General features: G+C 54.9%; 36 protein-coding genes and 1 pseudogene. 20 read left to right on the plus strand and 17 right to left on the minus strand.

Features of this window, described 5'->3' with window-relative positions; genetic code table 11:
- Positions 1-127: 127 nt before the first annotated feature.
- The 4 genes and pseudogenes from FJD34_RS28560 to FJD34_RS25055 form a co-directional block, all read right to left on the minus strand.
- Positions 128-295 (minus strand): annotated as a pseudogene (locus tag FJD34_RS28560) (integrase); the annotation flags it as partial.
- A gap of 3 nt (positions 296-298) precedes the next feature.
- On the minus strand, positions 299-535 hold the full coding sequence (locus tag FJD34_RS25045) for a DUF4224 domain-containing protein (RefSeq protein WP_090290912.1): 237 nt from the start codon (positions 533-535) through the stop codon (positions 299-301).
- Between the two features lie 73 nt (positions 536-608).
- Positions 609-1013, minus strand: a complete 405-nt coding sequence (locus FJD34_RS25050) for a hypothetical protein (RefSeq protein ID WP_090290913.1) — start codon at positions 1011-1013, stop codon at positions 609-611.
- The gene (locus FJD34_RS25055) at positions 1010-1279 is read right to left on the minus strand and encodes a hypothetical protein (protein ID WP_373290122.1); all 270 of its coding nucleotides are present in this window, start codon (positions 1277-1279) and stop codon (positions 1010-1012) included. The genes FJD34_RS25050 and FJD34_RS25055 overlap by 4 nt, the downstream gene beginning before the upstream one ends.
- Positions 1280-1724: 445 nt before the next feature.
- Here FJD34_RS25055 and FJD34_RS25060 point away from each other — a divergent pair, with 445 nt between their 5' ends.
- Positions 1725-2327: an MltR family transcriptional regulator gene (locus FJD34_RS25060; RefSeq protein ID WP_090290914.1), complete on the plus strand. Its 603-nt coding sequence runs from the start codon at positions 1725-1727 to the stop codon at positions 2325-2327.
- A gap of 281 nt (positions 2328-2608) precedes the next feature.
- Here the strand turns inward: FJD34_RS25060 and FJD34_RS28565 are convergent, their stop codons facing one another.
- Entirely contained in the window at positions 2609-3004 is a 396-nt protein-coding gene (locus tag FJD34_RS28565; RefSeq protein WP_223232758.1) for a hypothetical protein, read from the minus strand.
- Positions 3005-3506: 502 nt separating this feature from the next.
- A complete protein-coding gene (locus tag FJD34_RS25070) occupies positions 3507-3713 on the minus strand; it encodes a hypothetical protein (RefSeq protein ID WP_223232757.1) in 207 nt (68 codons plus the stop codon).
- Between the two features lie 23 nt (positions 3714-3736).
- Between FJD34_RS25070 and FJD34_RS25075 the strand changes: the two genes are divergently transcribed.
- On the plus strand, positions 3737-4057 hold the full coding sequence (locus FJD34_RS25075) for a hypothetical protein (protein ID WP_090290917.1): 321 nt from the start codon (positions 3737-3739) through the stop codon (positions 4055-4057).
- 917 nt (positions 4058-4974) lie between these two features.
- On the opposite strand, the gene FJD34_RS25080 is transcribed toward FJD34_RS25075, so the two are convergent.
- The 9 genes from FJD34_RS25080 to FJD34_RS25120 all read right to left on the minus strand — a co-directional run bounded on the left by FJD34_RS25080 (position 4975) and on the right by FJD34_RS25120 (position 9560).
- Entirely contained in the window at positions 4975-5223 is a 249-nt protein-coding gene (locus tag FJD34_RS25080; protein WP_090290919.1) for a hypothetical protein, read from the minus strand.
- Positions 5224-5292: 69 nt separating this feature from the next.
- Positions 5293-5886 (minus strand): hypothetical protein, encoded by a 594-nt coding sequence (locus tag FJD34_RS25085; protein WP_090290920.1) that lies wholly within the window; start codon positions 5884-5886, stop codon positions 5293-5295.
- A gap of 7 nt (positions 5887-5893) precedes the next feature.
- Positions 5894-6457, minus strand: a complete 564-nt coding sequence (locus FJD34_RS25090) for a siphovirus Gp157 family protein (RefSeq protein ID WP_090290921.1) — start codon at positions 6455-6457, stop codon at positions 5894-5896.
- On the minus strand, positions 6454-7191 hold the full coding sequence (locus tag FJD34_RS25095; protein ID WP_090290922.1) for a MerR family transcriptional regulator: 738 nt from the start codon (positions 7189-7191) through the stop codon (positions 6454-6456). Before FJD34_RS25095 ends, FJD34_RS25090 begins: the two co-directional genes overlap by 4 nt.
- Positions 7192-7320: 129 nt before the next feature.
- Entirely contained in the window at positions 7321-7512 is a 192-nt protein-coding gene (locus tag FJD34_RS25100) for a hypothetical protein (RefSeq protein ID WP_090290923.1), read from the minus strand.
- The gene (locus FJD34_RS25105; RefSeq protein ID WP_090290924.1) at positions 7509-7700 is read right to left on the minus strand and encodes a hypothetical protein; all 192 of its coding nucleotides are present in this window, start codon (positions 7698-7700) and stop codon (positions 7509-7511) included. The genes FJD34_RS25100 and FJD34_RS25105 overlap by 4 nt, the downstream gene beginning before the upstream one ends.
- The gene (locus FJD34_RS25110) at positions 7697-8119 is read right to left on the minus strand and encodes a hypothetical protein (protein WP_090290925.1); all 423 of its coding nucleotides are present in this window, start codon (positions 8117-8119) and stop codon (positions 7697-7699) included. The genes FJD34_RS25105 and FJD34_RS25110 overlap by 4 nt, the downstream gene beginning before the upstream one ends.
- Positions 8120-8258: 139 nt before the next feature.
- Positions 8259-8498 carry a hypothetical protein gene (locus FJD34_RS25115; protein WP_090290926.1) on the minus strand — a complete coding sequence of 80 codons (240 nt, stop codon included), beginning with the start codon at positions 8496-8498 and terminating at the stop codon, positions 8259-8261.
- Positions 8499-8879: 381 nt separating this feature from the next.
- On the minus strand, positions 8880-9560 hold the full coding sequence (locus FJD34_RS25120) for an XRE family transcriptional regulator (protein ID WP_090290927.1): 681 nt from the start codon (positions 9558-9560) through the stop codon (positions 8880-8882).
- A 101-nt stretch (positions 9561-9661) separates the two neighbouring features.
- Between FJD34_RS25120 and FJD34_RS25125 the strand changes: the two genes are divergently transcribed.
- The 8 genes from FJD34_RS25125 (at position 9662) to FJD34_RS25160 (ending at position 13710) form a co-directional block, all read left to right on the plus strand.
- On the plus strand, positions 9662-9850 hold the full coding sequence (locus FJD34_RS25125) for a hypothetical protein (protein WP_090290928.1): 189 nt from the start codon (positions 9662-9664) through the stop codon (positions 9848-9850).
- 2 nt (positions 9851-9852) lie between these two features.
- The gene (locus FJD34_RS25130) at positions 9853-10161 is read left to right on the plus strand and encodes a CII family transcriptional regulator (RefSeq protein ID WP_090290929.1); all 309 of its coding nucleotides are present in this window, start codon (positions 9853-9855) and stop codon (positions 10159-10161) included.
- A 1-nt stretch (position 10162) separates the two neighbouring features.
- A complete protein-coding gene (locus FJD34_RS25135) occupies positions 10163-10315 on the plus strand; it encodes a hypothetical protein (protein WP_373290121.1) in 153 nt (50 codons plus the stop codon).
- The gene (locus tag FJD34_RS25140) at positions 10312-11226 is read left to right on the plus strand and encodes a helix-turn-helix domain-containing protein (protein ID WP_090290930.1); all 915 of its coding nucleotides are present in this window, start codon (positions 10312-10314) and stop codon (positions 11224-11226) included. The genes FJD34_RS25135 and FJD34_RS25140 overlap by 4 nt, the downstream gene beginning before the upstream one ends.
- Positions 11213-12007 carry a hypothetical protein gene (locus FJD34_RS25145; RefSeq protein ID WP_090290931.1) on the plus strand — a complete coding sequence of 265 codons (795 nt, stop codon included), beginning with the start codon at positions 11213-11215 and terminating at the stop codon, positions 12005-12007. Before FJD34_RS25140 ends, FJD34_RS25145 begins: the two co-directional genes overlap by 14 nt.
- A 130-nt stretch (positions 12008-12137) precedes the next feature.
- The gene (locus FJD34_RS25150; RefSeq protein ID WP_090290932.1) at positions 12138-12725 is read left to right on the plus strand and encodes a DUF1367 family protein; all 588 of its coding nucleotides are present in this window, start codon (positions 12138-12140) and stop codon (positions 12723-12725) included.
- Complete coding sequence (locus FJD34_RS25155) at positions 12722-13324, plus strand: recombination protein NinG (RefSeq protein ID WP_090290933.1); 603 nt, start codon at positions 12722-12724, stop codon at positions 13322-13324. Before FJD34_RS25150 ends, FJD34_RS25155 begins: the two co-directional genes overlap by 4 nt.
- A complete protein-coding gene (locus FJD34_RS25160; RefSeq protein WP_090290934.1) occupies positions 13321-13710 on the plus strand; it encodes an antiterminator Q family protein in 390 nt (129 codons plus the stop codon). Before FJD34_RS25155 ends, FJD34_RS25160 begins: the two co-directional genes overlap by 4 nt.
- A 163-nt stretch (positions 13711-13873) precedes the next feature.
- Here the strand turns inward: FJD34_RS25160 and FJD34_RS25165 are convergent, their stop codons facing one another.
- Together FJD34_RS25165 and FJD34_RS25170 are read right to left on the minus strand one after the other, a co-directional pair.
- The gene (locus FJD34_RS25165; RefSeq protein WP_090290935.1) at positions 13874-14467 is read right to left on the minus strand and encodes a hypothetical protein; all 594 of its coding nucleotides are present in this window, start codon (positions 14465-14467) and stop codon (positions 13874-13876) included.
- A 334-nt stretch (positions 14468-14801) separates the two neighbouring features.
- Complete coding sequence (locus tag FJD34_RS25170) at positions 14802-15533, minus strand: abortive infection system antitoxin AbiGi family protein (RefSeq protein ID WP_090290936.1); 732 nt, start codon at positions 15531-15533, stop codon at positions 14802-14804.
- 421 nt (positions 15534-15954) lie between these two features.
- Between FJD34_RS25170 and FJD34_RS28570 the strand changes: the two genes are divergently transcribed.
- From FJD34_RS28570 to FJD34_RS25220, 10 genes are all read left to right on the plus strand, one after another.
- Positions 15955-16065, plus strand: a complete 111-nt coding sequence (locus FJD34_RS28570) for a DUF4377 domain-containing protein (RefSeq protein WP_229689215.1) — start codon at positions 15955-15957, stop codon at positions 16063-16065.
- Positions 16066-16315: 250 nt separating this feature from the next.
- Positions 16316-16630: a hypothetical protein gene (locus tag FJD34_RS25180; protein WP_090290937.1), complete on the plus strand. Its 315-nt coding sequence runs from the start codon at positions 16316-16318 to the stop codon at positions 16628-16630.
- Positions 16631-16988: 358 nt separating this feature from the next.
- Positions 16989-17180, plus strand: a complete 192-nt coding sequence (locus FJD34_RS25185) for a hypothetical protein (protein WP_090290938.1) — start codon at positions 16989-16991, stop codon at positions 17178-17180.
- A gap of 405 nt (positions 17181-17585) precedes the next feature.
- Complete coding sequence (locus tag FJD34_RS25190; RefSeq protein WP_090290939.1) at positions 17586-17870, plus strand: phage holin family protein; 285 nt, start codon at positions 17586-17588, stop codon at positions 17868-17870.
- A complete protein-coding gene (locus tag FJD34_RS25195) occupies positions 17867-18385 on the plus strand; it encodes a glycoside hydrolase family protein (protein ID WP_090290940.1) in 519 nt (172 codons plus the stop codon). Before FJD34_RS25190 ends, FJD34_RS25195 begins: the two co-directional genes overlap by 4 nt.
- On the plus strand, positions 18382-18837 hold the full coding sequence (locus FJD34_RS25200; protein WP_090290941.1) for a lysis system i-spanin subunit Rz: 456 nt from the start codon (positions 18382-18384) through the stop codon (positions 18835-18837). Before FJD34_RS25195 ends, FJD34_RS25200 begins: the two co-directional genes overlap by 4 nt.
- Before the next feature lie 44 nt (positions 18838-18881).
- Positions 18882-19445, plus strand: a complete 564-nt coding sequence (locus FJD34_RS25205) for a hypothetical protein (protein ID WP_090290942.1) — start codon at positions 18882-18884, stop codon at positions 19443-19445.
- Positions 19435-21117: a terminase gene (locus FJD34_RS25210; RefSeq protein ID WP_090290943.1), complete on the plus strand. Its 1683-nt coding sequence runs from the start codon at positions 19435-19437 to the stop codon at positions 21115-21117. Before FJD34_RS25205 ends, FJD34_RS25210 begins: the two co-directional genes overlap by 11 nt.
- Complete coding sequence (locus FJD34_RS25215) at positions 21114-21467, plus strand: hypothetical protein (protein WP_090290944.1); 354 nt, start codon at positions 21114-21116, stop codon at positions 21465-21467. Before FJD34_RS25210 ends, FJD34_RS25215 begins: the two co-directional genes overlap by 4 nt.
- Entirely contained in the window at positions 21460-23760 is a 2301-nt protein-coding gene (locus FJD34_RS25220; protein ID WP_170233114.1) for a portal protein, read from the plus strand. The genes FJD34_RS25215 and FJD34_RS25220 overlap by 8 nt, the downstream gene beginning before the upstream one ends.
- Positions 23761-23837: the final 77 nt, after the last annotated feature.

A 23837-nucleotide genomic window follows, 5' to 3' on the forward strand; every position in this document is an offset into this window, starting at 1 on the left:
TTCTTTTCGGTCACTTGATTGACCGCTTGGATTTTGAATTCTTCGGGATAACGTGGGTTGCTCATGGCACCTCCTGATTGGCCTCAGTTTAAGGCAAAGAGGTGTCTACGAAACCCGGGGCGATTCAGACCTTCGCTTGGTCCAGATCGGTGCCCAACGGAATCTCCTTTCGCTTTCCGTCCACAGTCCTGCCGTCGTAGTAATACGATGTCCAGGTCTTTCCACTCTTACCCTTGCGGATGCGCCGTATCATCCGGGGCGGTAGATCTCGATTGGCTGTGCTTTTCTGGCGCATAGGTCAGCTCACATTCGAAAGGTCGAGCGTCCATGTTTCGGCTACTGCGTTGGACGCCGAGGGCTTAACGCCGGCAAGTTTTAGTCGCGCGTATACCCGACCTACGACAGGGCGTCGGGCACCGGTTAAAACGAACTCCCAACGATTGTCAGTTAGCCATTGGATTTGTTTGTATGGGAGCAGATAGCCAGTGATAACTGTCAGCTCTTCCTCGGTGAGGGTTTCGCTTTGTATTTCCATGAGGTGGTCCTCACCGCGTTTGGCGGCAGAAGGTGGCCAGCCGCTCGCCAGCAGGCATTTAGGGGGATGAAGGTTAGGCGGTTTCGATTTTGATTTGAGAGGTGATCCAGTCGCGCATGCGAACCCAGCGTTGTTCCGGCGTTTCTGCCTGCCAACTGGCTTCGTCGTTCATGAAAACGATCTCTGATGCCATGGCAGGGGCGATATCAAAGGCTTCGCCTACGGCCTCTCGGTCATCCGGATCAAGCGTCGTCATATCGACGCCACGTTTCGCTCCTAACACGCCGATGGTGCAGAACTCACCCTCCGCTTGCAGGGAGTCGGCGATGAGACGCTTAGTCGGCATCGCCTCCAATGCATCACGCAGTTCTATCAAGAAGGCCTGTCCGCGCTTACCCTTGAGCGCAGAGTTGACAGCGCCCCTCCAACAGACAAGACCCCACCCGCCGTAATCATCGCTGTATCCGCTGCGGCTCATGGAGTCACCTCCCGGCGCGCCCACCAGCAGACAGGGCCGTCGTCAGTGTCCCCAATCGAAAGACAGAACCAGCCCTCGCCATCGGGCCTTTCTGGCTCCCAATAGCTGCAATCAGGATCGCCAGAGTTGAGGTAACGATCAGAGATCGCCTCGTCGGCGTACTCAATGCTCGCGGTCTTCAGGACCAGGCCTTGCTCAGCGAGCCACTGCTTGCACTTGTCGCCGTCTCCCTCATCGAACGAAGGCAGGCCTGGGTACCGGAACATGCCGTTCTCGTCGCGCCGGACAGGCCAGTGCTTTACCAAGCCAACACGATCCAAGCGCTCAATTTCTGCCAGCAGAAGAGCGGCAGCCTTGACCATGTCACGGCGCCGATCAGCGCTTGGTTTGAAAGTTGCCTGACCCCAGGGCCAAGCTGTACAGATGCTTGTTGGATTTCCGGCAAGGCGCGCGTAGATCGCGCCGGCTTCTGCCAGCTCGCTCTTCACGTACAGGTCATCCCGGTACAGCGAGTAACCCTCGGCTGAAACCTGGCGTTGACGTTCGGCGACGACATCCCGTGCTGCGCGATTGAGGCTAATTGCAATTTCTTCAGGCATGACTTCGTCCTTGCCGCTATAGCGGCTGGATTTGAGGGAGGTTGTGCTAATAGCGGGTTGTACCGTGTTGTGGCAGGATTCGGCAGGGTGGATCAATTATTCAGGCAAAATCATGGCAGAAGACTCACGATATTCAGAGACGCCAAGAAAAAAGTTCGACCTTGTTGATGAGTCAGATAGAGGGGCGGCGATAGTTGGCGCAGCATTACTTGAAGATAGTCTTGTCAGCATGCTCAAGGAAAAAATGTTGCTGGATGTGATGTCGCAAAAACAGGTCAAGGATATTTTTGACTTAAGCGGACCGTTATCTAATTTTTCGGCAAAAATATCTATAGCTTTTGCGTTTGGTTTTATAGATAAAGCCACTTTTGATGATTTGCAAATAGTAAGAAAGCTAAGAAATAAGTTTGCTCATTCTTCAGGAAAGCTTTCGTTTGATGATGGTGAAGTAAAATCGCAGATCAATAATATGCACTGCTTCAAACTCGCCGTTCAAGAGTTCCCGAGACGTTTTTCACCGAGCTCAGATGGCGAGCCGGATGAATGGAAAATGCGTGCGGATGGTTTTATTCGCCTTAACAAGGCCGCGTTTTCGATAGCGGTTAAAGATCTGTCAATGCGAATAAAATTTTCTCCAATTATTCGGGATCTTAAGATCCACGGTTTGCCCCTTCCGGAAGCATTCACTATTTTCAAGGATATTTACGATTCATAAGTTTGTTGATCGATGACTTTCTGACCTTGCTGATTGTGTGAGCGTCTTTCATACCTTTACCTGCTTTTGTTCTTGGCGCAGCGCGTCCTGAACGGCCTCAACGACGCGACGCAAGTATGTGAATTCGTGATTTTCCTCGATCGCCTTGTCGTCGACTGGGAAGTGCCATTCATCTCCGAACAGCTCCGTCAGTAGCTTGCTGTGATGCCAGCACTCGTTTGGCGACTCGACGCTGGTCAGAACCTCGATGTCCTGCCATAGCTCGCGAGCCTCGCTCTTGCTCAGCTCGCCAAGCTCCCAGTCTGTTGTCGGCGGCGCTGGACAACGCACTTCTTGGCGAAGGCATGGAGCGCGTCTCCGCTGAATCGCGTGCTACTGATCCCGCGATCCAGGCAGTTCAGAACATAGGGCCAATCGCACCTCACTACGAACTCGGCAACCGTGCGAGGTCCCATTCCACCCCAGTATGCGTTCCAGCTCTTGTCCCAACAGTTGATCGTGACCTTGCCCTGGGCAGTCTGGTAGTTCGGGTCGGATTCAGTCGGGCAGTCGCGGCGACCGAAGTCCTCGAGGAAAACCGTTATCGGCTCGAGCCGCGGAGCTCCGGTGATCACCAGTTTCGTGACTGTTGAACGCTCAACCTTCAGCGGCTCGGCCTGTTTGTTTTCTGTAGGCATGGGAAGTCCTTGCCGCGGCGGGCACGGCGGTGGATAGCTGACGGGGTTCAGCTACAGTTGAAGGATTACTCACAGGGAGGTTTGTATGGGAAAGGATAAGTGTGTTATCTGCGGCTCACTGGCCGATCGGATGCTTCCGGTAGCAGGTTTCGTCGAGTTCAACTGCTTGGAGTGTCGGAGCTATTCCATCAGCGAGGACGTTCTTCGATCGGTAGCTGAAGACGGGCGAAGTTTCTATGTCGCCCGAACACAGACGCTCCTGGAGGCAGAGCGCAAAGGTCGGCCTATTCCAGTCATCACACGCCTTGAGGTTACGGTTCACGAGCTTATGAGCCCCATTGTGAATTTTGACTAGGTCGACTTTTTCGATGGAGCGTAGTCTGCCCAGCCAATTTTCAGCGTCTTCGTCGTGGCGTTGATGATCGGCTTGCCCTTGGCGCCCATCAGCACGGCTTTGGCCCTTATCTGCATGTCGCGGCACCATGTGGTCTTGCGTGCCAGCTCAATGAACTGTTCGGCGTACTGAGGCGCGTCGAACCGCTGCGAGAGTTGGCGAACCGCATCCCCCGGTGATTTTTTCAGTGCGCTTGGCGGCCACTTCCAACCATTCAGCCTCGGGTATCGGCTCGACGCCACCGGGCCCCTTGGCGTTCTTTCGGGTGCCGGCGTTTTCCTTGCGGGCCTCTGCCATGGCGACATCGAGGGTCATTCCAAACCGCCAGGGTGACGTGATTGGTTAAGTTGGACTATTTATTTGCACTCGCGAAAAACCTGACGGTGACCGTGATGAGTGCGAAAACCGCTGTGATGGCGATTCGGGTAATCGGTGAAGAGGTTGTGCGCCTGCTCAGCCTTACTGACGAAGACCTTGAACTTGAGGCTCATCTCGGGTTGCAACTGATTGGTGAAATTGCTCGATGGCGTGACCTTGTTTACGAGCTTAAACCGCTACTGCTCCGGGCTGAGTTAGGGCGGGTCAGGCAAACAGGTTTCGGCTTTTCCCTGTGTTCAGGTAGTGAAGGTCTTGGATTGCCATCTGCTGATCTACGGTGAACATCGGATTGCATTCGGTACAGTGACCGGCAATCCGAACAGCGTGAAAGCTCAGCTCATCCAGGTCGTGTTCCCGGAGGCATGACGGGCAGGTAACCGCCAGTTCAGCATCCGGACAGCAATGTTCAGCGTCCTTCTTGTCGCTGTGGGCCTGCTCGCAAGCTGGGCACACCCAGCATTCAGAAACCTCTGGCTGACAACACTGCTTCGCATCGTCCTCCCAGTCGTGAAGCTCATTGCAGGCGCTGCATTCCCACTTTAGGGTGACTTCGCCTTTTTTGCTCATGGTGTTCTCCAATACAGGCGCCACCCTCCGTTACAGGTGGTGGCAATTTGGTTTGAGTTAGGGTATTACGGGTGTCCGGCATGGAGCCGGATCATGGCTGGGAGAAATGGGTTTGTCGTATCGTATAGAGAATGAAGTTAAGAAAAAGTACCGGAAGTACAATCCTAGTTATATAAAAGTAGTTGGTCCACGTTATGTTGAATTTGACCTTGATGAATATGGTCGCTGTAAGGCGGAGTATTTACTTAGTGAAGGCTTGGTTATTCTGAGGGGCGGTCCTGAGGACGATTTCTATAACGATCTCGAACTATATTGGAAGCCACACGATGACCCGCAGTTTGGTGTTAAGCCTTGTTGTGAGGCCGGGATGGCGGCGGTGCTCGAGGGCAACTCCGTTTATTTTTCGGTGAAAAAGCCAAAGAAGGTAGCGAGAGATGGATCGTCGCCTGTTCTCCAATGTGGCCGGTGTAGAAAATGCTGGTGGTACGATAATAGCCAGGTCCCGGCAAAGTGGATCCCATCCGATTAATTTAAGTGGAATTATCATTCAGCCGCTAAGATTGGTGTTGATATACGCGAGTCTTCGTCTCCCGATGCAGCGAGTAGCGTGGATTAATGTCACGGCGGCATGTCACGCAATGCGAATGTGATCAGCCAGTTGTTCGTCGGTCATGCGGTCAGCGCCGCGAATAAAGCGGGAAATCAGGTCTTGCTCTTCGTCGATTTCGGCCCTGGCCATGACTCGCTTTAGCGCTGCGTCATCGCTGTGATAAAGCTTCGTGACAATCTGGCGTGACAGTAGCGCGGCTTCTTTTTCCGCCTTGGTCATCTTGTCCCGTTCGCGCTGATCGCGTTTGCGCTCGGCTGGGTTCTTGGCCATGGCCTACCTCTTCAATTCCGCTGGCCGGCAGTGCGAGCCAGGTTTGTCTTTCGCGCTGCTGGATGCGGGCTATGCGGCGCATGAAGTGCAACCTTGGCGCGCTTTGGGGTAGTCGATACCGTGGTTGGTGATGATCCGCTCAAAGGCTTTGTTGCCGATTGCCAGTTTTCCGCAGGCCTGGCGCCGGGTGATGCCCAACTCCAGGAAGGTACGGATCCGCTCAGCGTACTTTTCGTCTCGGGCCTCGACTTGTTCATGCCGATGCCTATCGCTTGCACCGCCCCGGGCTGCTTTCTTGAAGGTGATCTCGTTCAGCTTGGCGTGTTTGTAGACGTTCCGCCGGCTGATGCCGAGGGCTGCGGCCGCTTCTGACTGGGTGTGGGTGCCGCTTAACTGGCGCATGTGCTCTATCAGCTTTAGGCGGGCCTGCTCTCTGATATCGAACGCATCCAAAGGCAGAGATGTCGATTCAGTGCGGCGCCGAACAAATGGCTTCGGCGCTGGCGGCATCTGGTTGCTGTACGTGATCGGCTTAGGCTTGTAGCCGAGTGGCTTTGCCACATCAATCTTGCCACCCGTGGCTAGGAACCGTTCGATCTGAGCGGTCAGATCTTCGGATGCAGGACGAAGCTGCTCAATCATGCTGAGGTGGTTGCTGATCATCGAGACCTCACTTGATTCTGATTGAGCTTTCGCCACGTTCCAGATGCGCCCAGATTGGCTCTGGAATCAGTTCGTGCTCGGCGTCTTCGCCAGCCTGAATGCGCTTGCGGACGGCTTCGTTGTGATCGCGAATTTCTTTGAGCCTGGTGGCGATAGCGTTTTTGTCCGCAACGATGTCCGTTTTAACCACTGTAAAGTCATCGGGGAGGTCATTTTCTTTGTCGACGATGACCTTCTCGGGAGCCAGCGCAAGCGTGATGGTAAATAGGGGACGTTTGATCGACTTAATATCAGCGGCCTCCATGTTTCTGCGGAGGTAATCGTTGAGCTTGCCGACGGTGTTCTTCTTGATCCGCTTGAGCTCATTCAGGCGGTCGACCTCTTTTTCAATCGCATCGATATCGCCACCGATGTTGCGCGACAACATGACAACGCTTTCAGCCTTCACCTCAAACTCACCGATGATGCCGTCCATAGTGTCCTGGATGGCCTGGCTCAGGTTTTCATCATCTGTGTCGGCCATGGCTGCCAGTTCGGCCAACTGACCGGTCAGTGCGTAGAGCTCAGTCATGCTGCTGACTCCTCATCGAATTTAGGGGAGAGGTCTTTCAATTCTTTGGCGATTCGTTTGACGGCGGTGTCGTCATTGCGCGCTGTAAGTCGACGTACCGCGTGATCATGGATCTTTTTGAGCTCCTGCGCCGACTGAGCACCTTTCATGGTTTCAATGACTGACCTGATGTAGTCCAGGCGTTCCTGCTGCTGCCTTTCTTCTTCAGCAACACGGTCTTCTGCCTTGGAGATAGCCACCTCATCTCGTACGGCGTCGACATAGGCTGCATCGTCGAACAGGCCCAAGTGGATGTCAGCCGAGAAACCGAGAGGTTGCAGGCACTTGCCGATCGCATCTGTGAGGGACTTTTTGGCCGCCTCCCAATCGGTCAGAATTTTCCCCTGCTGCGGGAATACAAAGGGGGTGTGCCCGTAGTGCTGGACGGTGCATTTCTGGCCGTCCTTACCCAGATACCAGAGCTCAACTTTGAGCGTATGAAGCTTCGCGTTGATGCGCGGCGCGTCCGGCCATTCTTTGGTTGGTGCCTGGAGTGGGGCGCCTTCATCGAACCGGTCTTCAAGGACCGTCCAGCCCCAACCCTCGCCGCAAGGGCCGAATACTTCAGTGGCCTTACGCATCAGGTAAGTGGGCTTGATGGCGGTGCCCTTAAAACCGCCCATACCAGTGAAGTTCTTTGTTGCGCTTGGGTCAGTGGTATCGACCTGGTCCCAGATCCGCATATTCGTGGTCATGAGAATTCCTTGCCGCGTTAGACGCAGCATTGAGAGAAGGATAGGGTCTGGATCGACTTGATCCGCATATCAAATTCGCGACTTAACGCGTGGGTGCAATGCGAAGAACAGGTTAAAGGAGAAGGCTAATCAGCTCTGTTGTTGTGCCCGATAGCGAAGGACCTGGAGTACTCGACCTCCGTAGCTGGGTTCGGCGTACTGCTCAATCGGCGCCCCGAAGTAGCCGCGGCGCTCGGCCAGTTTGTAAGCTTCACGTAGGTTGTGAGCGCTGATGTCTTCGAGCTCTTCATCGATGAGTGATTTAACCGGTGGCGTCGTCATTTCATCTCCTTGCGCCGCCGGCATACGTCCAGAAGCCGTGCGCTGTACCAATGGAATTCTTCCGCGTTGATCGCGCCCGAAGTGTAGTGCCGGACAATTAAGCCTTCGGTGAGGGCTTCTTCGATCTGCGGTTTATCCGGGTCCTCAAGGGCCATTAGTGCTTTGTCGATTTCAACGTATGGGCTCATAGCTCATCGTCCTCTGCTTGGGCGATCAGGGCGTCATCAGCCAAAGGCTCAACGAGACGTTGAGCGATCATCCTGAGCTGTTCTATAGGTTCGGCTACCGCCATCAGGTCCTCGGCGCCGTCTCGGGCCAGGAACCGATCACCCAGCAGGCCGGCGATTACCATTTCGCCAATTGCACAGGGACTTTTACTATCACTGTTGATTGCGAACTGCTCGACCTCGGAGGCGAACGATTTGAATGTCACGCCCTGGGGGGCATGCAGCCGTCGCTTGAATTGCACATCGCTGCGGCGGTCAACCAGCGTTTCCACCGCGTTGTAGATCCACTCCTTGCGAGCAAACTCCACAGCCGTCTCGCTCACTGGAGGCGGTAACTGAGCGTCGTAGCGCTCCTGACAGATCTTCAATGCTGAGTTCATGATCGCCTCCATAGCGGCGGGTGCCAGTCCAACAAAATTCGGCTGCACTCGTCTGCTCCGACGTTTGCCGTTGGGCGTGGAGGGGAGTGCATGCGGGTTGTGTTGGTAGAGTTGAGATGCTGTTTGGTTGGGTAGATGGTCAACGGCGGCTGGCTATAACCAGGATGGCGATCAGCCAGATGATTCCTGCTAGATAGGTGACCCATAGCGGTGCCGTTATCAGCCACCAAGACCAGCCGACAATGTCAGTTATCTTCAGGATCATCAGCGAAAGCGAAGCCGAAATCGTCGTCACCAATATCGCTCGAGGTCGAATATTTCGCGGTTTCATTTCCTTCTCCAGGTTGTTTTCCCAATGCACCCGGGTGACCAGGTGCATCAGTGAAAAGGTCCTTGATCGTTCGGCTCTACTGGAGCGGTACCGATCGATTCAAATTGTTCCTCCGGCCGCGACTCTGTGTCCGCCGGAAAACTGGTCTTGGCGCTTTACGCTGCACGCCTGGGTCAGTTGCCAACCCTCTGAACCGTTGAGGCCGGTTCATCGCTGCCTTTGCATCTGGGCCGGTGGTGATCCGGAGATGTCATGCGGGTGACTAAACATCCGTTCTCGTATCGCTGCGGCATGCAGACAATACGAAAGTGGATTGAATTGGTCAATACGTAAATGCATTGATTTTTCTCCGGACGAAAAAACGCCCACTCTTTGGTGGGCGATTGGGGTGCTAAGCGACCCTCTGTAGGGGGGGGCTATCTAGCTTTACTAAAGCTTCTTAGAATTCCAGGCCAGGAGCACTCGGGCGTGAACTCTAAGGAGCTCGAGTTCCGACCCCTTGATGTCATAAGGAGGAAATGCATCGTTGTCAGAAATCATGCGAATCATTCGAGGCAGTCTCTGTAGACGTTTGATGTAGAGCACATCGTCTAAAGAAAATAAGTAGACGCCATCGACTAAAACCTCATTCACACCCTTATCGATTATGAGAGGGTCACCGCTAGTGAAGGTTATTTCCATGCTCTCACCAAACCCTGTAATTACTGCCAGATTCTCAACTCGGCTGTAATGTACGCCTTGCTCCCGCAGGTACTCGGTGCGAACTGTGATGTTCTTAATCGTCTCAATGTAGTCACCTGGCGCTACCTGTCCTGGTCCCATAGATCCCACCACGTCATATTGAGGAATGTCGATTTCACCCTTTGCTCTGTTGGCAAAGTTCGCTGAAACAACATTCGTTCCTTTCTCACGATCGCCACGCCACAACCAATCAGACGTAACCCCCAGAGCCTTGGCGATCTTCTCCACGTTGTCCTGGCGCGGATTCTTCGAATCCCCGGTAATAATCCGATGGATGGTGGGCTGATTTACGCCGGAGCGTCGCCCTAGCTCGCCTTCTGACAAGCCCAGGCGTTCCATTTCCGCAGCAAGTCTTTCACCAATCTTCATCAAATTACCCAATCAGAAAACGTATTAAAAAACGAGTCTATTGCAGTCAATAATCCGCTTGCGTATCATCAATCAATACGTATACGCATTGGTGCTCCAAGATGACCATCCAGAAAATGCTTGCAGACCTTGTCGGTTGGGGCTTTTCCCAGGCTGCAATCGCCAAAACAACCGGCACAACTCAGCCAACAATCCATCGTGCCAGCAAAGGCGCGGGCATCGGCTACAAAACCGGCAAAGCGATTGAGGCCATGCATAAGGAGGCGGAAGCCTCCAAGTCGGTGGCCTGATCATGTCTACGAGTCCATTAAGCCAAGATCAGTCCTCAAGGGCGCGCAAGAACTACACCGTTCTCATGCAGAGGCTTGCATCGATTGGCAATGCTCCCGTCGCGCATGCGGTGGGTTGCGATGAAGCAACGATCAGCCGGATGAAACCGGAAAAATTCGAACAGTTTGCACAGATCCTGGCTGTTCTTGATTTGAAGATCGTTCCCAGTGAAATGCGCTGCTTCAACCAGCGAGACATCGAGGCGATTTTCCATCAGGCGAAACGTTGGATGGAGCACGTCCAAAATGTCGATCAGTTGGAGGAGGGCTGACATGCAATTCACTGTCACCATCAACCAAACGAAGGCGCAGGAGTTGGGCTGGAACTCCCGGCAAGCGCTGCTATCCGCTTTCGTATTTGAGTGCCCTAGCTGGAAAGGCATGCAGACGATTGATTTCCGCGTCTTCGCCGGAGGTGCAGTATGAGCATGGGCCTGATGGTCGCCGCGATGAAGATTCGCGTCGGTAATCCACTGCGCAAGCTGGTGCTGATAAAACTGGCAGACAATGCAAGCGATATGGGTGAGTGCTGGCCGTCTTACCAGCACATCGCGGACCAGTGTGAGATCAGCAAGCGTTCTGTCATGAACCATATCGCCGCGTTGTGCGCGTCAGGGTTGCTTCGAAAAGAAATCAGAAAGGGTGGCCCAAAGGGCAACTCTTCGAATGTCTACTTCCTAACTCTCGACGGTGGTGGTGCATCTCCTGCACCAGGGGTAGTGCAGCAGATTCACCAGGGTAGTGCAGCAGGTTCACCCCCTAGTGAATCTCCTGCACCAGGGGGTAGTGCAGGAGCTGCACCCAGAACCAGTCAGTCTCTTGAACCAGTCAATGAACCGGTCATTGAACCAATTACGCCCCAGGCTTCCACCAAGGTCGTGACGGGTGAGGTTGTGCCATTCGCTCCCCAGCAGCCGCGGGTGGAGATACCCGCAGACATGCCAGGCCCCAAGGATCAGGCCTGTAAGACATTCAAGATTTGGGCGAACTACGCCATGGCCTACCGGAAGCGTTACGGCGCCTGGCCCGTTTGGAACGCCAAGACGGGCAAGCAGATGGCCCTACTCGTGGACAGGCTCGGCGCCGAAGTCGCCCACCACGTCGCGGCTCACTTCCTGAAAACCAGCGATGCCGCGGTTCTTCGCAAGTGCCACAGCATCAACGAGCTTCTGGCGAATGCCGAGAGTTATCACACGCAATGGGTAACCGGTCAGCGGGTGAACGGCACCACAGCCCGCCAAATGGAACGCACCGAAGCCAACTTGTCCGCAGCGGAGCAGGCCGCTCAGTTGGTCCTCGCAAACCGTCAAGCAGGAGGGCGCAATGAATACCTCTGAGATGAACGCTACCCAGGTTGCGGGTTTGGCTGCCGCCATCTGCGGCACGGCCGAAGCGATGGGGCAGGAAATAAGCCCCAGCACCGCAGCACTCATGGCCGAGGATCTTGCGGTATACCCGGTGTCGGTTGTGCGAGCAGCCTTGAAGGCTTGCCGAAATGAGGTGAAAGGGCGTCTTGCAATGGCGGACATCCTGTCACGCGTGCAGCTCTCGGATGGACGCCCGGGCAAGGATGAGGCCTGGTCTATTGCACTCACAGCGAGTGACGAAAGCGAAACCGTGGTGCTGACCGCTGAGATCCAGCAGGCCATGAACGCAGCAGCCCCCATCTTGCGTCTGGGGGACAAAGTCGGTGCACGCATGGCGTTCATCAGTGCTTACGAACGTCTCGTTACCCAGGCCCGTACAGAGGCTTCCCCGGTGTCCTGGAGTGTATCTCTCGGCTTTGATCCCGTTCGCCGCATCGCTGCCATTGAATCTGCTGTGCGGATGAAGCTTATCCCGCAAGAGCAGGGCGCTCAGTACCTCGCTGAATTGCGTATTGCAGCGATCACTGACGATGGCCGGGCCATTGCCGGATTGCTGTCAGGCGATGTTATTGAGCCATCTCCTCGCGTGCGAGAGAAGCTTGCTGAGGTACGCCAGATCGTCGAAGTCGCGAAGGCCCGGCAGGAGCATGAGCGACGCAAAAAGGCTCAGGCCGATCGGGTTTATACCTACTTGCGCAAGCGCAAGGCTCGGGCTGCTATCGCGATGATCCAAAGCAGGGAGGGCGTGTGATGGGGGCGAACTGCAAAGGGGAGTCCAGCCTCTCGCTCGCGTACAGACTTCCGCAAGGCCTACGGGCGGTGGAGGCTGGTTCGGCGGATTTTATTCAAGCGAAAAATCATGATCAAGAGGGGAGCAGGCCATGGCTGAGCTCGCATTGATTCGTACTGCCCAAGGCCTGGTGCCGGCTACCGAGGCTGATCGTGAGGCCGTCCAGAAGTGGAAAGCTGGCCAGGTGATCCACGGCAAGTTCACGCGCATGCGCAATGGCAAGTTCCACGGCAAGTTCTTCTCCATGCTCGATCTAGCCTGGGAGTATTGGGAGCCAGTGGGAGGGCTTATCCCTCGTCAGGAAATGCGCGGCATCCTGGGGCTGGCCAAGTACTTCGAAGCGCAGAGCGGTAAGCCTGGGCAGCTGTCCCACGCCGTGGAGGCATATATCTCCGGCCTGCAGGAAGCCCGCGCGGCTCGGTTCCCGGCGGTGGAAAAGAGCCGTGAGGCGTTTCGTGAGTGGGTGACCATCGAAGCGGGGCATTTCCACCTGATCCAAACGCCCGAAGGAATTCGAAAGAAAGCTAAGTCGATCAGTTGGGCGAGTATGGACGAGACGGAGTTTGAACCTCTCTATCGCGACGTATTCAACGCCTGCTGGAGGTTGGTGCTGTCTGCTCATTTTGAGAGCGAAGAGCAGGCCCTGGCCGCCGCGGAGATGATTGGGAGCTATGCGTGAGCCTTTCCCCCAATCAGCCTCGCCCGAAGAAGTGCCGTGTTCCAAGTTGCAGGGCCTCATTCATCCCACGAGTGAGCTTCCAAACCTGGTGTTCTCCGGATTGCGCTGTAGTAATCGCCAGGGCCAAGCAGGAGAAAAAACGCAAAGAACTGGCGAAGGTTGAACGCCGGCAAATCAAGGTTCGTAAGGAGAAGCTGAAGAGCAGGGCGGATCACCTACGTGAAGCCCAGGCGGCAGTGAACGAGTACGTGCGCCTGCGTGACGCTCATCTACCGTGCATCAGCTGCGACTCGACGCCGAACGACAACGACCTTATGACGGGGAGCCGCTGGGATGCCGGGCACTACCGGTCCGTTGGCGCCTGCCCGGAGCTGCGCTTTGAGCCGCTGAACATCCATCGTCAATGCGTGAAGTGCAATCGCAATCTATCCGGCAATGCCGTGGAGTACCGCATCCGCCTAGTCCTGCGGGTCGGCGCGGACAAAGTTGCCTGGCTAGAAGGGCCTCATGCGCCCCGTAAGTACGATGTGGAACAGATCAAGGCCATCAAGGCTGAATACCGAGCAAAGATCAAGGAACTGAAGAGGAGAGCAGCGTGAAGAAGCGTACTTACGTCAACAAGCCACTGGGCGATACCGAGTATCTACTGGAACAGTGGGGCTGGTGGCGAATGGATGGGATGGGCGTGCCTCACTACGTGTCCCCCCTCTATGCCCTAATCCGAGACAACAACGCCAGCACAGGTGGCATCAAGCATTACAGCGTCACTGATGAAGTAGCTTTGGCGATTGATAGGGCCGTGGCCAGGCTCTCAATTCGCGATGAGCAAATGGGTAATTTTATTTGGCTGTATTTCGGGGCGAAGTGGCCAGCACTCCGGATCGCCAGGGAGAGTGACATCGGGGAAGCGAAGGCACGAGAGGTGATCAAGGCCGGTGTCGCTTGGGTTGACTGCGCCCTTGAGGTACTCCGTACCGCTGCGTGAACAGTTATTCCCTGCCGGATAGCACCTGTTTTCATGGCAAGGCGCTTAGCTGTCAGACGCAGAATGCGTAACTGAATGGGCGTCACCGCCCATTTGCATTCGACTTGACCTGTGCGCATCCTATCCACCACGGACAAAAGTCAACCCAAAGCGACCTCGTACGTCATTCAGAGGTTCTAATAAAAATTCTCTCCACTTCTGCACGAATAGGCTCAAAAAAGAACTTTTTCCCGAGCAAAACCAGGCAGTGATTGTTAGGGTCAATAAGCTTGAATATTTTTCCTATCGGTTCATCGGCTAGTGTATGCGAGTCTATGATGGGCGTTGGAAAAAAGCAGCCCGCATCATTGGATAAGACATAAGAATCGAGCTTCTCATCAAAGTGTTCCCACGCGTTTCTTAGCTCTCTGTTCGCGAGCGGTGAATCCTCACCAATTTTATATATTTCGCGTAGTTTTTTTCCGCGCGCAAACTTCAATTCATATTGATTGTTACGTTTGCCGGTAGGGGATGGCCAAAAGTATCTAGATAATGCCCCTGCGTGCCCAACAGCCTCTTGGACCGCACTGATCAACGATGCCGGGTCAGCATTATTTTCCAAAAGGTGCTCGTACAAATCAAACGCACTCAGACAACGTTCTGCGGAATAGCTAATTGACAGAGTGTAAAACGGGGTGTGCATAGGCTGGATACCGCCGCATTCCTTTGCGGTTTGCGAGGCTCTTAGCTCCAATTCTTCAGCGGTAATAATTTCCATAAGGCTCCCTAAGTCTAATATGTTCATGGTGCTCGCGAAATTTGCGACTGCTCTGAAACGAACTGAATGAGTTATTCTCCCATACTATCCATTTGATGAGTACATGTCGTTAACGACGTTGTTGGTAGATAAGCGCCTCTCAGCAAGAAAAGTGATCAGTCTCAATATACTGCAGAATTTGTCGAAGTGGCTTTGTAAGATATTGACGCTTTATAGGAGTGGTTCGAGCTGGCAGACTATGTTACGCGAGGCCGCATCTCGTATGACGGGCCTCGTAGGCTTAAGAGCCTGATTTTTAGGAGCGTTTTTTCTGCAGAGGGAGGACGCTAAGTTTTTACATGTCTCGGTTTATGTTTTCTAATGAGGTGACACGCGACGTCAGAATTTTTAAGTCTCTGGCGGAAAAGTTGCTTAGCTTAGAGGTGATGAAATCTATGATCTCTGGTATATCTTGATCGGCGGGGACGAAAATATATTGAACGTCTTTGGGTTCAAATTTAACAAGGCAGGAGGTTCGCGTCATTTCATTGTATTTTTCTACTGATGTTTCATGGTCTTTCATTCGCAGAAGGTTTGGTGCTTTTTCATGCTTTGGGACGTATCTCCATTCGGATTCTTGATAGAAATCTTTATTAAGATGCTTTCCATTAACAAGCATGCGGCCTTTGATTGGTTTTGAGTGAGCTAAAATATGGCGTACGTCTGTTGCTCTTTTAGTTTTTTCTGGCTCTTTGAGTGGTTCGAGGAGATTTATGATCTTTTGAAATGAGTTGTGTAGCTCATTTGATTTCGCGAAATAAAATACTGGATTGAGGTTGTTTTTTATTGCCCACTCTTTCGTTAGTCCTAACCCAAACTTACCATAAAATTTTACATGATCAGAGATTCTGCTGATCGGAATATCGCAAAAACACACCATCGGGAAAGCTACAAAATCTACATCTGGATAATTCTGCCATTGGACATCTTCTATACAATAACGGGGCCAAAATCCGTTTATGAGTATAGATTGAAGAACGTCCATTGTTTTTGTAAAATGAAACAGGGATTCAGAGCGAGGTTGCATATCACAGTCACTGATTTTAAAAAATGACGATCTAATCGATTTTAATGGCTATTTGCAATCATTTTTTTGGATTTGTGGAAGCGCGGAGGCCCTCGGTGAACTAGTAGGGTTGAGTTCGGAGCATCGACTGCGCTGTTTGCTCTCTAACCAGGAGTGGCACCCGCAGTGGCTGACGACTACCGGATTGAAATTCGAGAAACGGCCTTGGTTTTTCGACCGTTAGGTGCATTAATTTTTATTGGCACTCATTAGGCTCTCCCATTTTTACTCTGAGCCAGCCATCCGATGATCCCCATATAGCAGTATCTAACGTGTATGAGTGCAGTTATGAAGACGCCGGTCTGCAGCCTCCGACCCAAGCACATTGCATCTGCTCTATCAGTGTACCGAAGGCTTCGAGCATCATGACGGTGTGCGTACCGTGCTGAGGGTAAAGGAATACGATTGGAAGAATCCGCCAGCAGACGCACCGTCGAAGGTCTATGTGCTAGATCTGGTGGTCGAGCAAGACGCTTCTGGGGCCAATAAGTAAGCGAGACCCAAAGCAGGCTATACCGGCCTGTCTCAAGCACTCGCGATGCCGGCACGGCATGGGTAGATTGCGCTTTGGAGGTATTTCGCCAGGTTGTGTGAAAAGCCTTTCCACGCGGATAAACAACTGTTTTCATGACACGGTGTTCAGCTGTTTCAGCGCGACACCATAGAAACGGGCGGACCAATTAGTCGGGCTTTTTTATTTGGTTTCCGAGATAATCGACGCTCACCTCAAAGGAGTAAGGTTTATGGTTCGTCTCGGGATTTCTCCAGTTGATACTTCAGATTTAAATGAGTTTTTTCTGAAGATCGCCAATGTTTTGAGCAACGGGAATTTGCCAGCAGAGGTATGGGCGGTCTATTACCTCGATACGATCATTGCAATATATCTGACCGCCGACGAAGCCTATGCAAGCCTCAAGCTAGTGATGCAGTGCTTGGATACAAACAGTATTCCGGCTGTTCAAACGCGTCTTGATGCACTGGAGATCTGGCGTAAAGCAGATGAGGCCGCTGCAAGCAATTCCGTACCGACCGTGCATCGAGTTAAATTGACTCCTTAGCTGTCTTCTAACAGTTCGAAGCCCAGCCATTTCGCTGGGCTTTTTCGTTTCAGAAAGGGGGCTTGGCAGTGAATGGGGCTATGAGAAGTATATCGTCTACCTCAGCTTTCCCGCCTGAAGTATCGCCACATATCTGTGTAGGCGAGTACTTGACTCGGCATACCCGCCAAAGTCAGACGAGTCAACGAATCTCCAAGCTCCATCACGCCATTCGGCATCACAGTTTGTAGGCTTTCGCGGATTAAAGACTACCTCGCAGTCACCAAACCCTTGTCCGGCCTGGTAAACATTTGCGACGACGGCGAGGATTTGTCCTATTTGTATCCACTGACCTGGTCTAATTTCAGGACGCTCAGACATGATAGATATGACCCCAAAGCAAAGAGTGTTTGGCACACTCAAAAATTTGTTGAAGGTTACCGAATCCGATATCAGCCTCGACGCTGAACGTGCCCGTATCAAGGTCGCACTCGAACGGTGCATCTCTTGGGAAGGCCAGCTGAGCGACATTCGTGATTCCGAGCAGCTCATCGCATCCAATATAGGCTGACACCGAGACGGTCGTACATTTCTATAACGAGCCTAAAACTTATCAGATGGGCTCCTTCCCGAGAAATGAAGGTTAATCGGGTCTTTGACACCGCGACTATTACGCACCTGCGTATTGCGCGTAGAGACTGACTCTGCGTGGCTTCCGTCCTCCTCGAAGAAGGTTGGCGTTACGCACGTTGCGCAAGAAACGCCCTTCATTACGCACTGAGTGCAGACAATTACGCAGTAATGATTTCACCGCCACGCCGGGAGGCGTTGCAACCACGTGCCGTATCGTCGAGACGACGACACACAAGCACAAACCGCCGGGGGTCGCCCTGGCACCTATTCATGTGAGCCCGCCAATGTGCGGGCTTTTGCATTTCTGGAGGCCAGCATGAGAGCCCCGGACAGGAGTTCATCCATGGCAAACCCGACACCGGAAGGCATCGTTGAGGCCGTAATCGTTCCCGCCGCCAACAAAGGCTTACTGGTTGGTGCGGCCACAGGGGTTGTTGGCTGGCTGTCCCAGGTCAACTGGATTGGTCTTTCTGGTGTTGGCATTGCGGTGCTGGGTTTGCTGATCAATCTGTACTTCCAGATTCGTAAAGACCGTCGTGAAGCTGAAGCAATTGCCGCCACTGCTCGCAGGGAAGACGCGGAGAGTGCTGCGCGGATCAAAGCCTTGCTGGATAAGTGCGACATATGAACGCTCAGCTGCGCCAACGTATCGCGGTCAGCCTGTTGGCTGTAAGTGCGACCGGCTTCTCTGCCTGGAAGGTGAGTGAAGGCTACACCGACCATGCAGTTATCCCCACCGAAGGCGATGTGCTCACCATCGGCCATGGCTCAACTCGATACGAGGATGGCAGACCAGTGAAGATGGGCGATCGGATCACCGCGCCACGTGCCGAGTTGCTGGCCCGTAACCTGATGACCCAGGACGAACAACGATTCGCTACTTCGCTCCCAGGTGTGAAACTGCACCAGGAGGAGTTTGATGTGTACATGGACTTCGTTGGCCAGTACGGCATCGGCACCTGGCGCCAGTCCTCCATGCGGCGTGAGCTGCTGGCGGGCAACTATGTCCAGGCCTGCGCCTCGTTGCTCAAGTATCGTTATGCGGCCGGTTTCGACTGCTCCACCCCAGGCAACAAGCGGTGCAGAGGCGTCTGGGATCGTCAGTTGAAGCGCCACGTTCAATGTATGGCGGTGCAGCCATGATCCGCTATCTGATCACCGCCCTGATTGCCTGCCTGATCCTGATCTACGGAGGCTGGCAGCGCATCGAATCCCAAGCAAAGGATCTGGCGGCCGTGACCGACCAGGTCATCACGTTGAAAAAGGCAGTCGAGTCCCGCCGCAACACGCAGAAGCTGCTGGCGCAACTCGACACCGAACACACCCAGGAGCTTACCAATGCTCAAGTCGCTAATAAGCAGCTTCGTACTGATGTCGCTACTGGTAAGCGCCGGCTGTCAGTCGCAGCCCGCTGCCCAGCAGTGGGAGCCGCTGCCACCACCACCGGCTTGGGTCATGCAGAAACGCGAGCCGAACTTGACCCAGCGGCTGGAGAAAGAATTGTCGCCATTGCCAACGACGGTGACGAAGGACTGATAGCGCTCCGCGCTGCTCAGGATTACATCACCACCGTTTGCCTGGGTGCCAGGCAGTAGCACCGTACAACCCCCCCCCAATTTCAAGCAAAGGAAGCGCTCCCATGGCTGCTAAATGCGATTGGGCAGCCGTCGAGAGAGACTACCGGACGGGCTGCTATACGAACCGTGAGCTGGGCCGCCGGCACAATGTGTCCGAAGGTTCTATCCGTAACCGTGCTGCCAAGGACGAGTGGCAGAAAGACTTGTCCGATTTGATCCGCCAGCGTGTGCGCGAGAAGACCGGTCGTGCCGCTGCTGCAGCCATCACCGAGGCCACCAACGACGCCGAGATCGTCGAGCAAGCGGCCGAGGCGGGCGCCCAACTGATTCTCGGGCACCAGGTGTTGATCGCTCGAGCTCGGAGCATTGCGCAACAGTACGTGGAGCGCATCTCTGAGCAGGTCGTTAACGGCAAGATCAAAGTAATGGTGCCAGGCAACAAAGCGATTGAGATCGACATTCCCCTCGACTACGTGGGTAAGAGCCTCGGCCACGCGACGCAATCCATCGAGCGTCTGATCAAGCTTGAGCGTCAGGCCCACGGCGTGGACACCGACAAAGATCGGGAAAGGGCGGGTAAATCCCTTGAGGATCTTCTCGCTGAGGCAGCTGGTGATGGGGAATGAAACCGACCGCCAGCGCCTGGTGCGAGAGGGTGATGAGTTCATCGCTCTGCACCATGCGAAGAAGCTGAAAGGCAAGGCGCTGCTGCTCAACGCCCTGAGCAACAAGTGGTACCGACTCAACGCTCTGTACAAGATCAAGGACAAAGACGGCAAGGTCCGGCGGTTCAAGCCGAACCTCCAGCAGCGTCAGCGGTTCCTGGAAGAGCATAACCGCGACATCATCCTCAAGGCCCGCCAGCTCGGGTTCACCACCTTTGAGATGATCGACGCGCTGGACGATTGCCTGTTCACCAAGAACTACAGCGCCGGGTGCATCTGCCACACGTTGCCAGACGCCAAAGAGATCTACCGCAACAAGATCCGCTTTGCCTACGAGAAACTCTCCGGTGACCCCGCGTGGTCAGCGATCTTCAAGCTGATCGGCCTGCGTCTGCCTGTACCTCGTAGCGACAAAGACCAGGGCTACATCTTCGACAATGGCTCGAGTATCCAGGTCTCCACTTCGTTTCGTGGAGGCACGCTTCAGCGCCTGCACGTGTCCGAGTTCGGCAAGATCTGCAAACTGAGCCCTGACAAGGCCCAGGAGATCGTCACAGGTGCGTTTGAGGCCGTTGCCATGGGCAACCGAGTCACTATCGAAAGCACCGCCGAGGGTCGAGAGGGCTACTTCTTCGACTATTGCGAGTCGGCCAGAAAGATCAAGGACAGTAGGTGCACGCCGACGGTGATGGACTGGCAGTTCCACTTCTTCCCGTGGTTCCAAGATCCCACCTACCGGCTGGAGACGTTCGACCAGGTAGTTGTGCCGCTTTGGATGCAGGAGTATTTCGCTGAGCTGGCATCGAAGCAGGGTATCCGCCTGGACCGGGCACAGCAGGCCTGGTACGCCAAGAAGTCAGAATCGCTGCACGACGACATGAAGCGTGAGTATCCGGCTACCCCCGATGAAGCCTTCGACCAGGGCATCAGAGGCGCCTACTACCTGACGCAGATGCGGTTCCTCCGGCAGCAGGGGCGGATTACCAAGAAGGTCAACTGCAACCCTTCGTTGCCGGTCTTCACGGCCTGGGATTTGGGCATGAGCGATGCCATGTCCATAGTGCTGTTCCAGGTGGCCGGTCGAGAGGTTCACATCATCGACTACATCGAGCACTCCGGCGAAGGCATGGAGTATTACGGCGATCTGCTCAAGAAGCTGGGCTACTCCTACGGTGCCCATTACGCGCCGCACGACATCGTGGTGCGTGAAATCGGCACCGGTAAGTCTCGCATCGATGTGGCCAAGCAGTACGGCATCACGTTCCAGATCGTGCCGCGCGTCTCCCGCAACAGTGAGGGCGTGCAGGCGGTGCGTAACTTCTTACCGGTCTGCTGGTTCGCAGAGGACAAGCAAGACACCCGGGAGGCCACTGACGAGCCGGATAGCGGCCGGGTCAGGACCGCGGGCGTATCTCGATTGATCGATTGCCTCGACAACTACCGCAAGGAATGGGATCCGCGCATGGGTGTGTACCGGGATCAACCACGTCATGACTGGGCAAGTCACGGGGCAAAGGCTTTCGAGACCCTGGCCCGCTGCGGCATTTTCGAGTCCACCGCCGGAAAAATGCCTGGCACTCAAACCACTGCAAATACCGACCGAGGCCGTCGCAACTGGAGCGCTCACACATGACCACTATCACCATTGGCTGGAAGCAAGTCGCAGACGTGATCGCTCGCCTCGTTGCCCCCATGGCTGTTCAAAGCCTGCAACTTCGACGCGACATCGGCCTGGTTCAGGTCGATGCGGTGGAGATCAAGGAGCCCGATGGTAAGCACCCTGCCGTCAGAGTGCAGTTTGAGATGGCTGACGCGTTAGGTGTGCTGCTAAACGTCAAGCTGGCCGAGTTCGCCGCGGATCCCATCAAGTACATGCAGGATCTGCTGAACCACCTGCGTGACATGGAACACAGCGCCAAACTGCGCCGGGCAGGGCGCCAAGCGGAAATCAACGTTGTTTACGAGGCAATGAACCATGGCTGAATTTGGCTTGCTGCAAGTCAGGAGTGCGGCCGACCTGCATGCCGATGACCAGGCCGCGGAAGTTGCTGCTCAGCAAAGCCGACGCACACAGCAGGTCGAAACATCGCTGGCTGCGCATATTCGCCGCTGCTTTGATTCCGCCAAGAGGGCAAAGCGTGAGATTGACGAGCGCCTGCTTGATTGCGCCCGCCGGCAAAAGGGGCAATACGACGAAACCAAACTGCAGGCCATTCGTGAGACTGGTGGTAGCGAGGCTTTCCCAAAGTTGACCACCACCAAGTGTCGCGCCGGCGCGTCATGGATCAGGGATATCCTCATGCCCGCTACAGGGCATCCCTGGGGGCTCGATCCGACGCCTGTGGCTGATATCCCCCCAGAGTTTCTGGCGGCGTTTCAGCAAAGGCTGGGTCAGCAGATCCAGCAGCAGGGCCAGGAAGGGCAGGCCGGCGAGATGCCCGCCCCTGAACAGCTTGAGACCAAACTGCGTGAGCTGATCCAGGAGAAGGCCAAGGAGGCGACTGAATCGCATGAGCTGTTGATTGCTGACCAGCTTGCCGAGGGTGGCTGGGAAACGGCCCTGGAAGAGTTCATTGACGACTTCACGATCTACCCGGCCGCCTTCATCAAGGGGCCGATGCTGCAGCGCGTGCCGCAGATAGCCTGGGGACAAGGCTGGCAGATGATCGAAACGGAAGAGATTCAGCCGCTGTTCTTCCGGGTCTCACCCTTCGACATCTATCCGTCAGCTGACTCGACCAACACCGATGATGGCGCGTTTATCATTGAGCGTGAGCGATACACCCGATCCCGACTGAATGCATTGCTCGGCGTGCCGGGCTACAACGACACGGCTGTACGTGCTGTTCTGACCGATCATGGCCAAGGCGGCCTGCGCGACTGGCTGACCACAGATGCACAGCGGGCCAAGCTTGAGGACAAGGCCGGCGACTGGATGGTCAACAACGGCGAGACCATCGAAGGTGTGCATTACTGGGGCGGTGCCCAAGGCCTGATGCTGCTGCAATGGGGTGTGGATCCTACTCAAGTGCCCGATGTGCTGGGCGAGTATGAGGTCGATGCCATCCTGATCGGCACTCACGTCATTCGTTGTGTGATCAACCGCAACCCTCTGGGTGGCCGGCCCTATCACAAGGCTTCGTACCAAATCATCCCAGGCTCTTTCTGGGGGATGTCGATCCCTGAGTTGATGAACGATGTCCAGGATATGTGCGGAGCAACAGCGCGGGCACAGTCCAACAATATGGCTTTTGCCAGTGGTCCCCAGGTGGAAGTCGACGAGGACCGCCTGCAGCCCGGCGAAAACCCGAACGAGATGTTCCCCATGAAGCGCTGGCGGGTGAAGAGCGGCCAAACACCAGGCCTCAGTGGTGGAGCATCAGCCCCAGTGCTTCGTTTCTATCAGCCGGTTAGCCTGGCCGGCGAGCTTATGGCCGTTTACGACTCCTGGGAGAAGCGGGCAGACGATGCCACCAACATCCCACGCTACATCTACGGTGCGGAGAAGGTTGGTGGCGCCGGTAACACGGCAACCGGTTTATCGATGCTCATGGAGTCGGCCAACAAGGGGATCAAAGACGCGATTCGCCATATCGATCGCGGTGTTGTTCGCCGCGTTATCGAGGCCTTGTGGCTGTTCAACATGCGTTATTCGAACGACAACGCGATCAAGGGCGACTGCAAGGTCGTGGCCCGCGGTGCAAACGCCATGCTTCAGCGCGAGCAGACATTGCAGGCTCGTACGCAGTTCCTGGGGTTCACCAACAATCCCATCGACATGCAGATCCTCGGTCTGGAAGGGCGTGCCGCCATTCTTCGCAAGGTCGCGGAAAGCCTCGACATGCCTGGGCTGATCCCGACCAAGGACGAGATGAAGGCCAGAGAAGAGCAGCAGCAACAGCAAGTGGCTCAACAGCAGCAAGAGCAAGCCCAAGTCGCTGGCCAACAGATGCAGGCCGAAACCGAAAAGGTCAACGCTCAAACCAAAGAGCTGACTGCCCGCGCCGAGAAGATAGGTTTCGAGGCACAGCGGCTTGGCATGGAAAACGGTGCAACGGTTGCACAACTTCAACACGCAGCAGGGGGAGTCAATGAAACCCAGCCACCACCAATGGCAAGCCCTGGTGAACCTGAGCAACAGCCCGGACTGGAGCCACTTGAGGGAGCTGCTGAGCAGTTGCCTACAGGAGGCCCAGCAGAGCCTGGAGAAGGGCAGCAACCTGGAGGAGATCTTCCGGGCCCAGGGCCGGACGACGCAGATCAGGGAGTTGCTTGATACGTTCGATAAGTCCCGCGAGTCGCTTGAACGAATCAACGACTCGCGCAAACGCCAGTAGCTACAGAAAAAGCCGC

The organism is Pseudomonas brenneri (assembly GCF_007858285.1).
Taxonomy (GTDB): Bacteria; Pseudomonadota; Gammaproteobacteria; order Pseudomonadales; family Pseudomonadaceae; genus Aquipseudomonas; species Aquipseudomonas brenneri.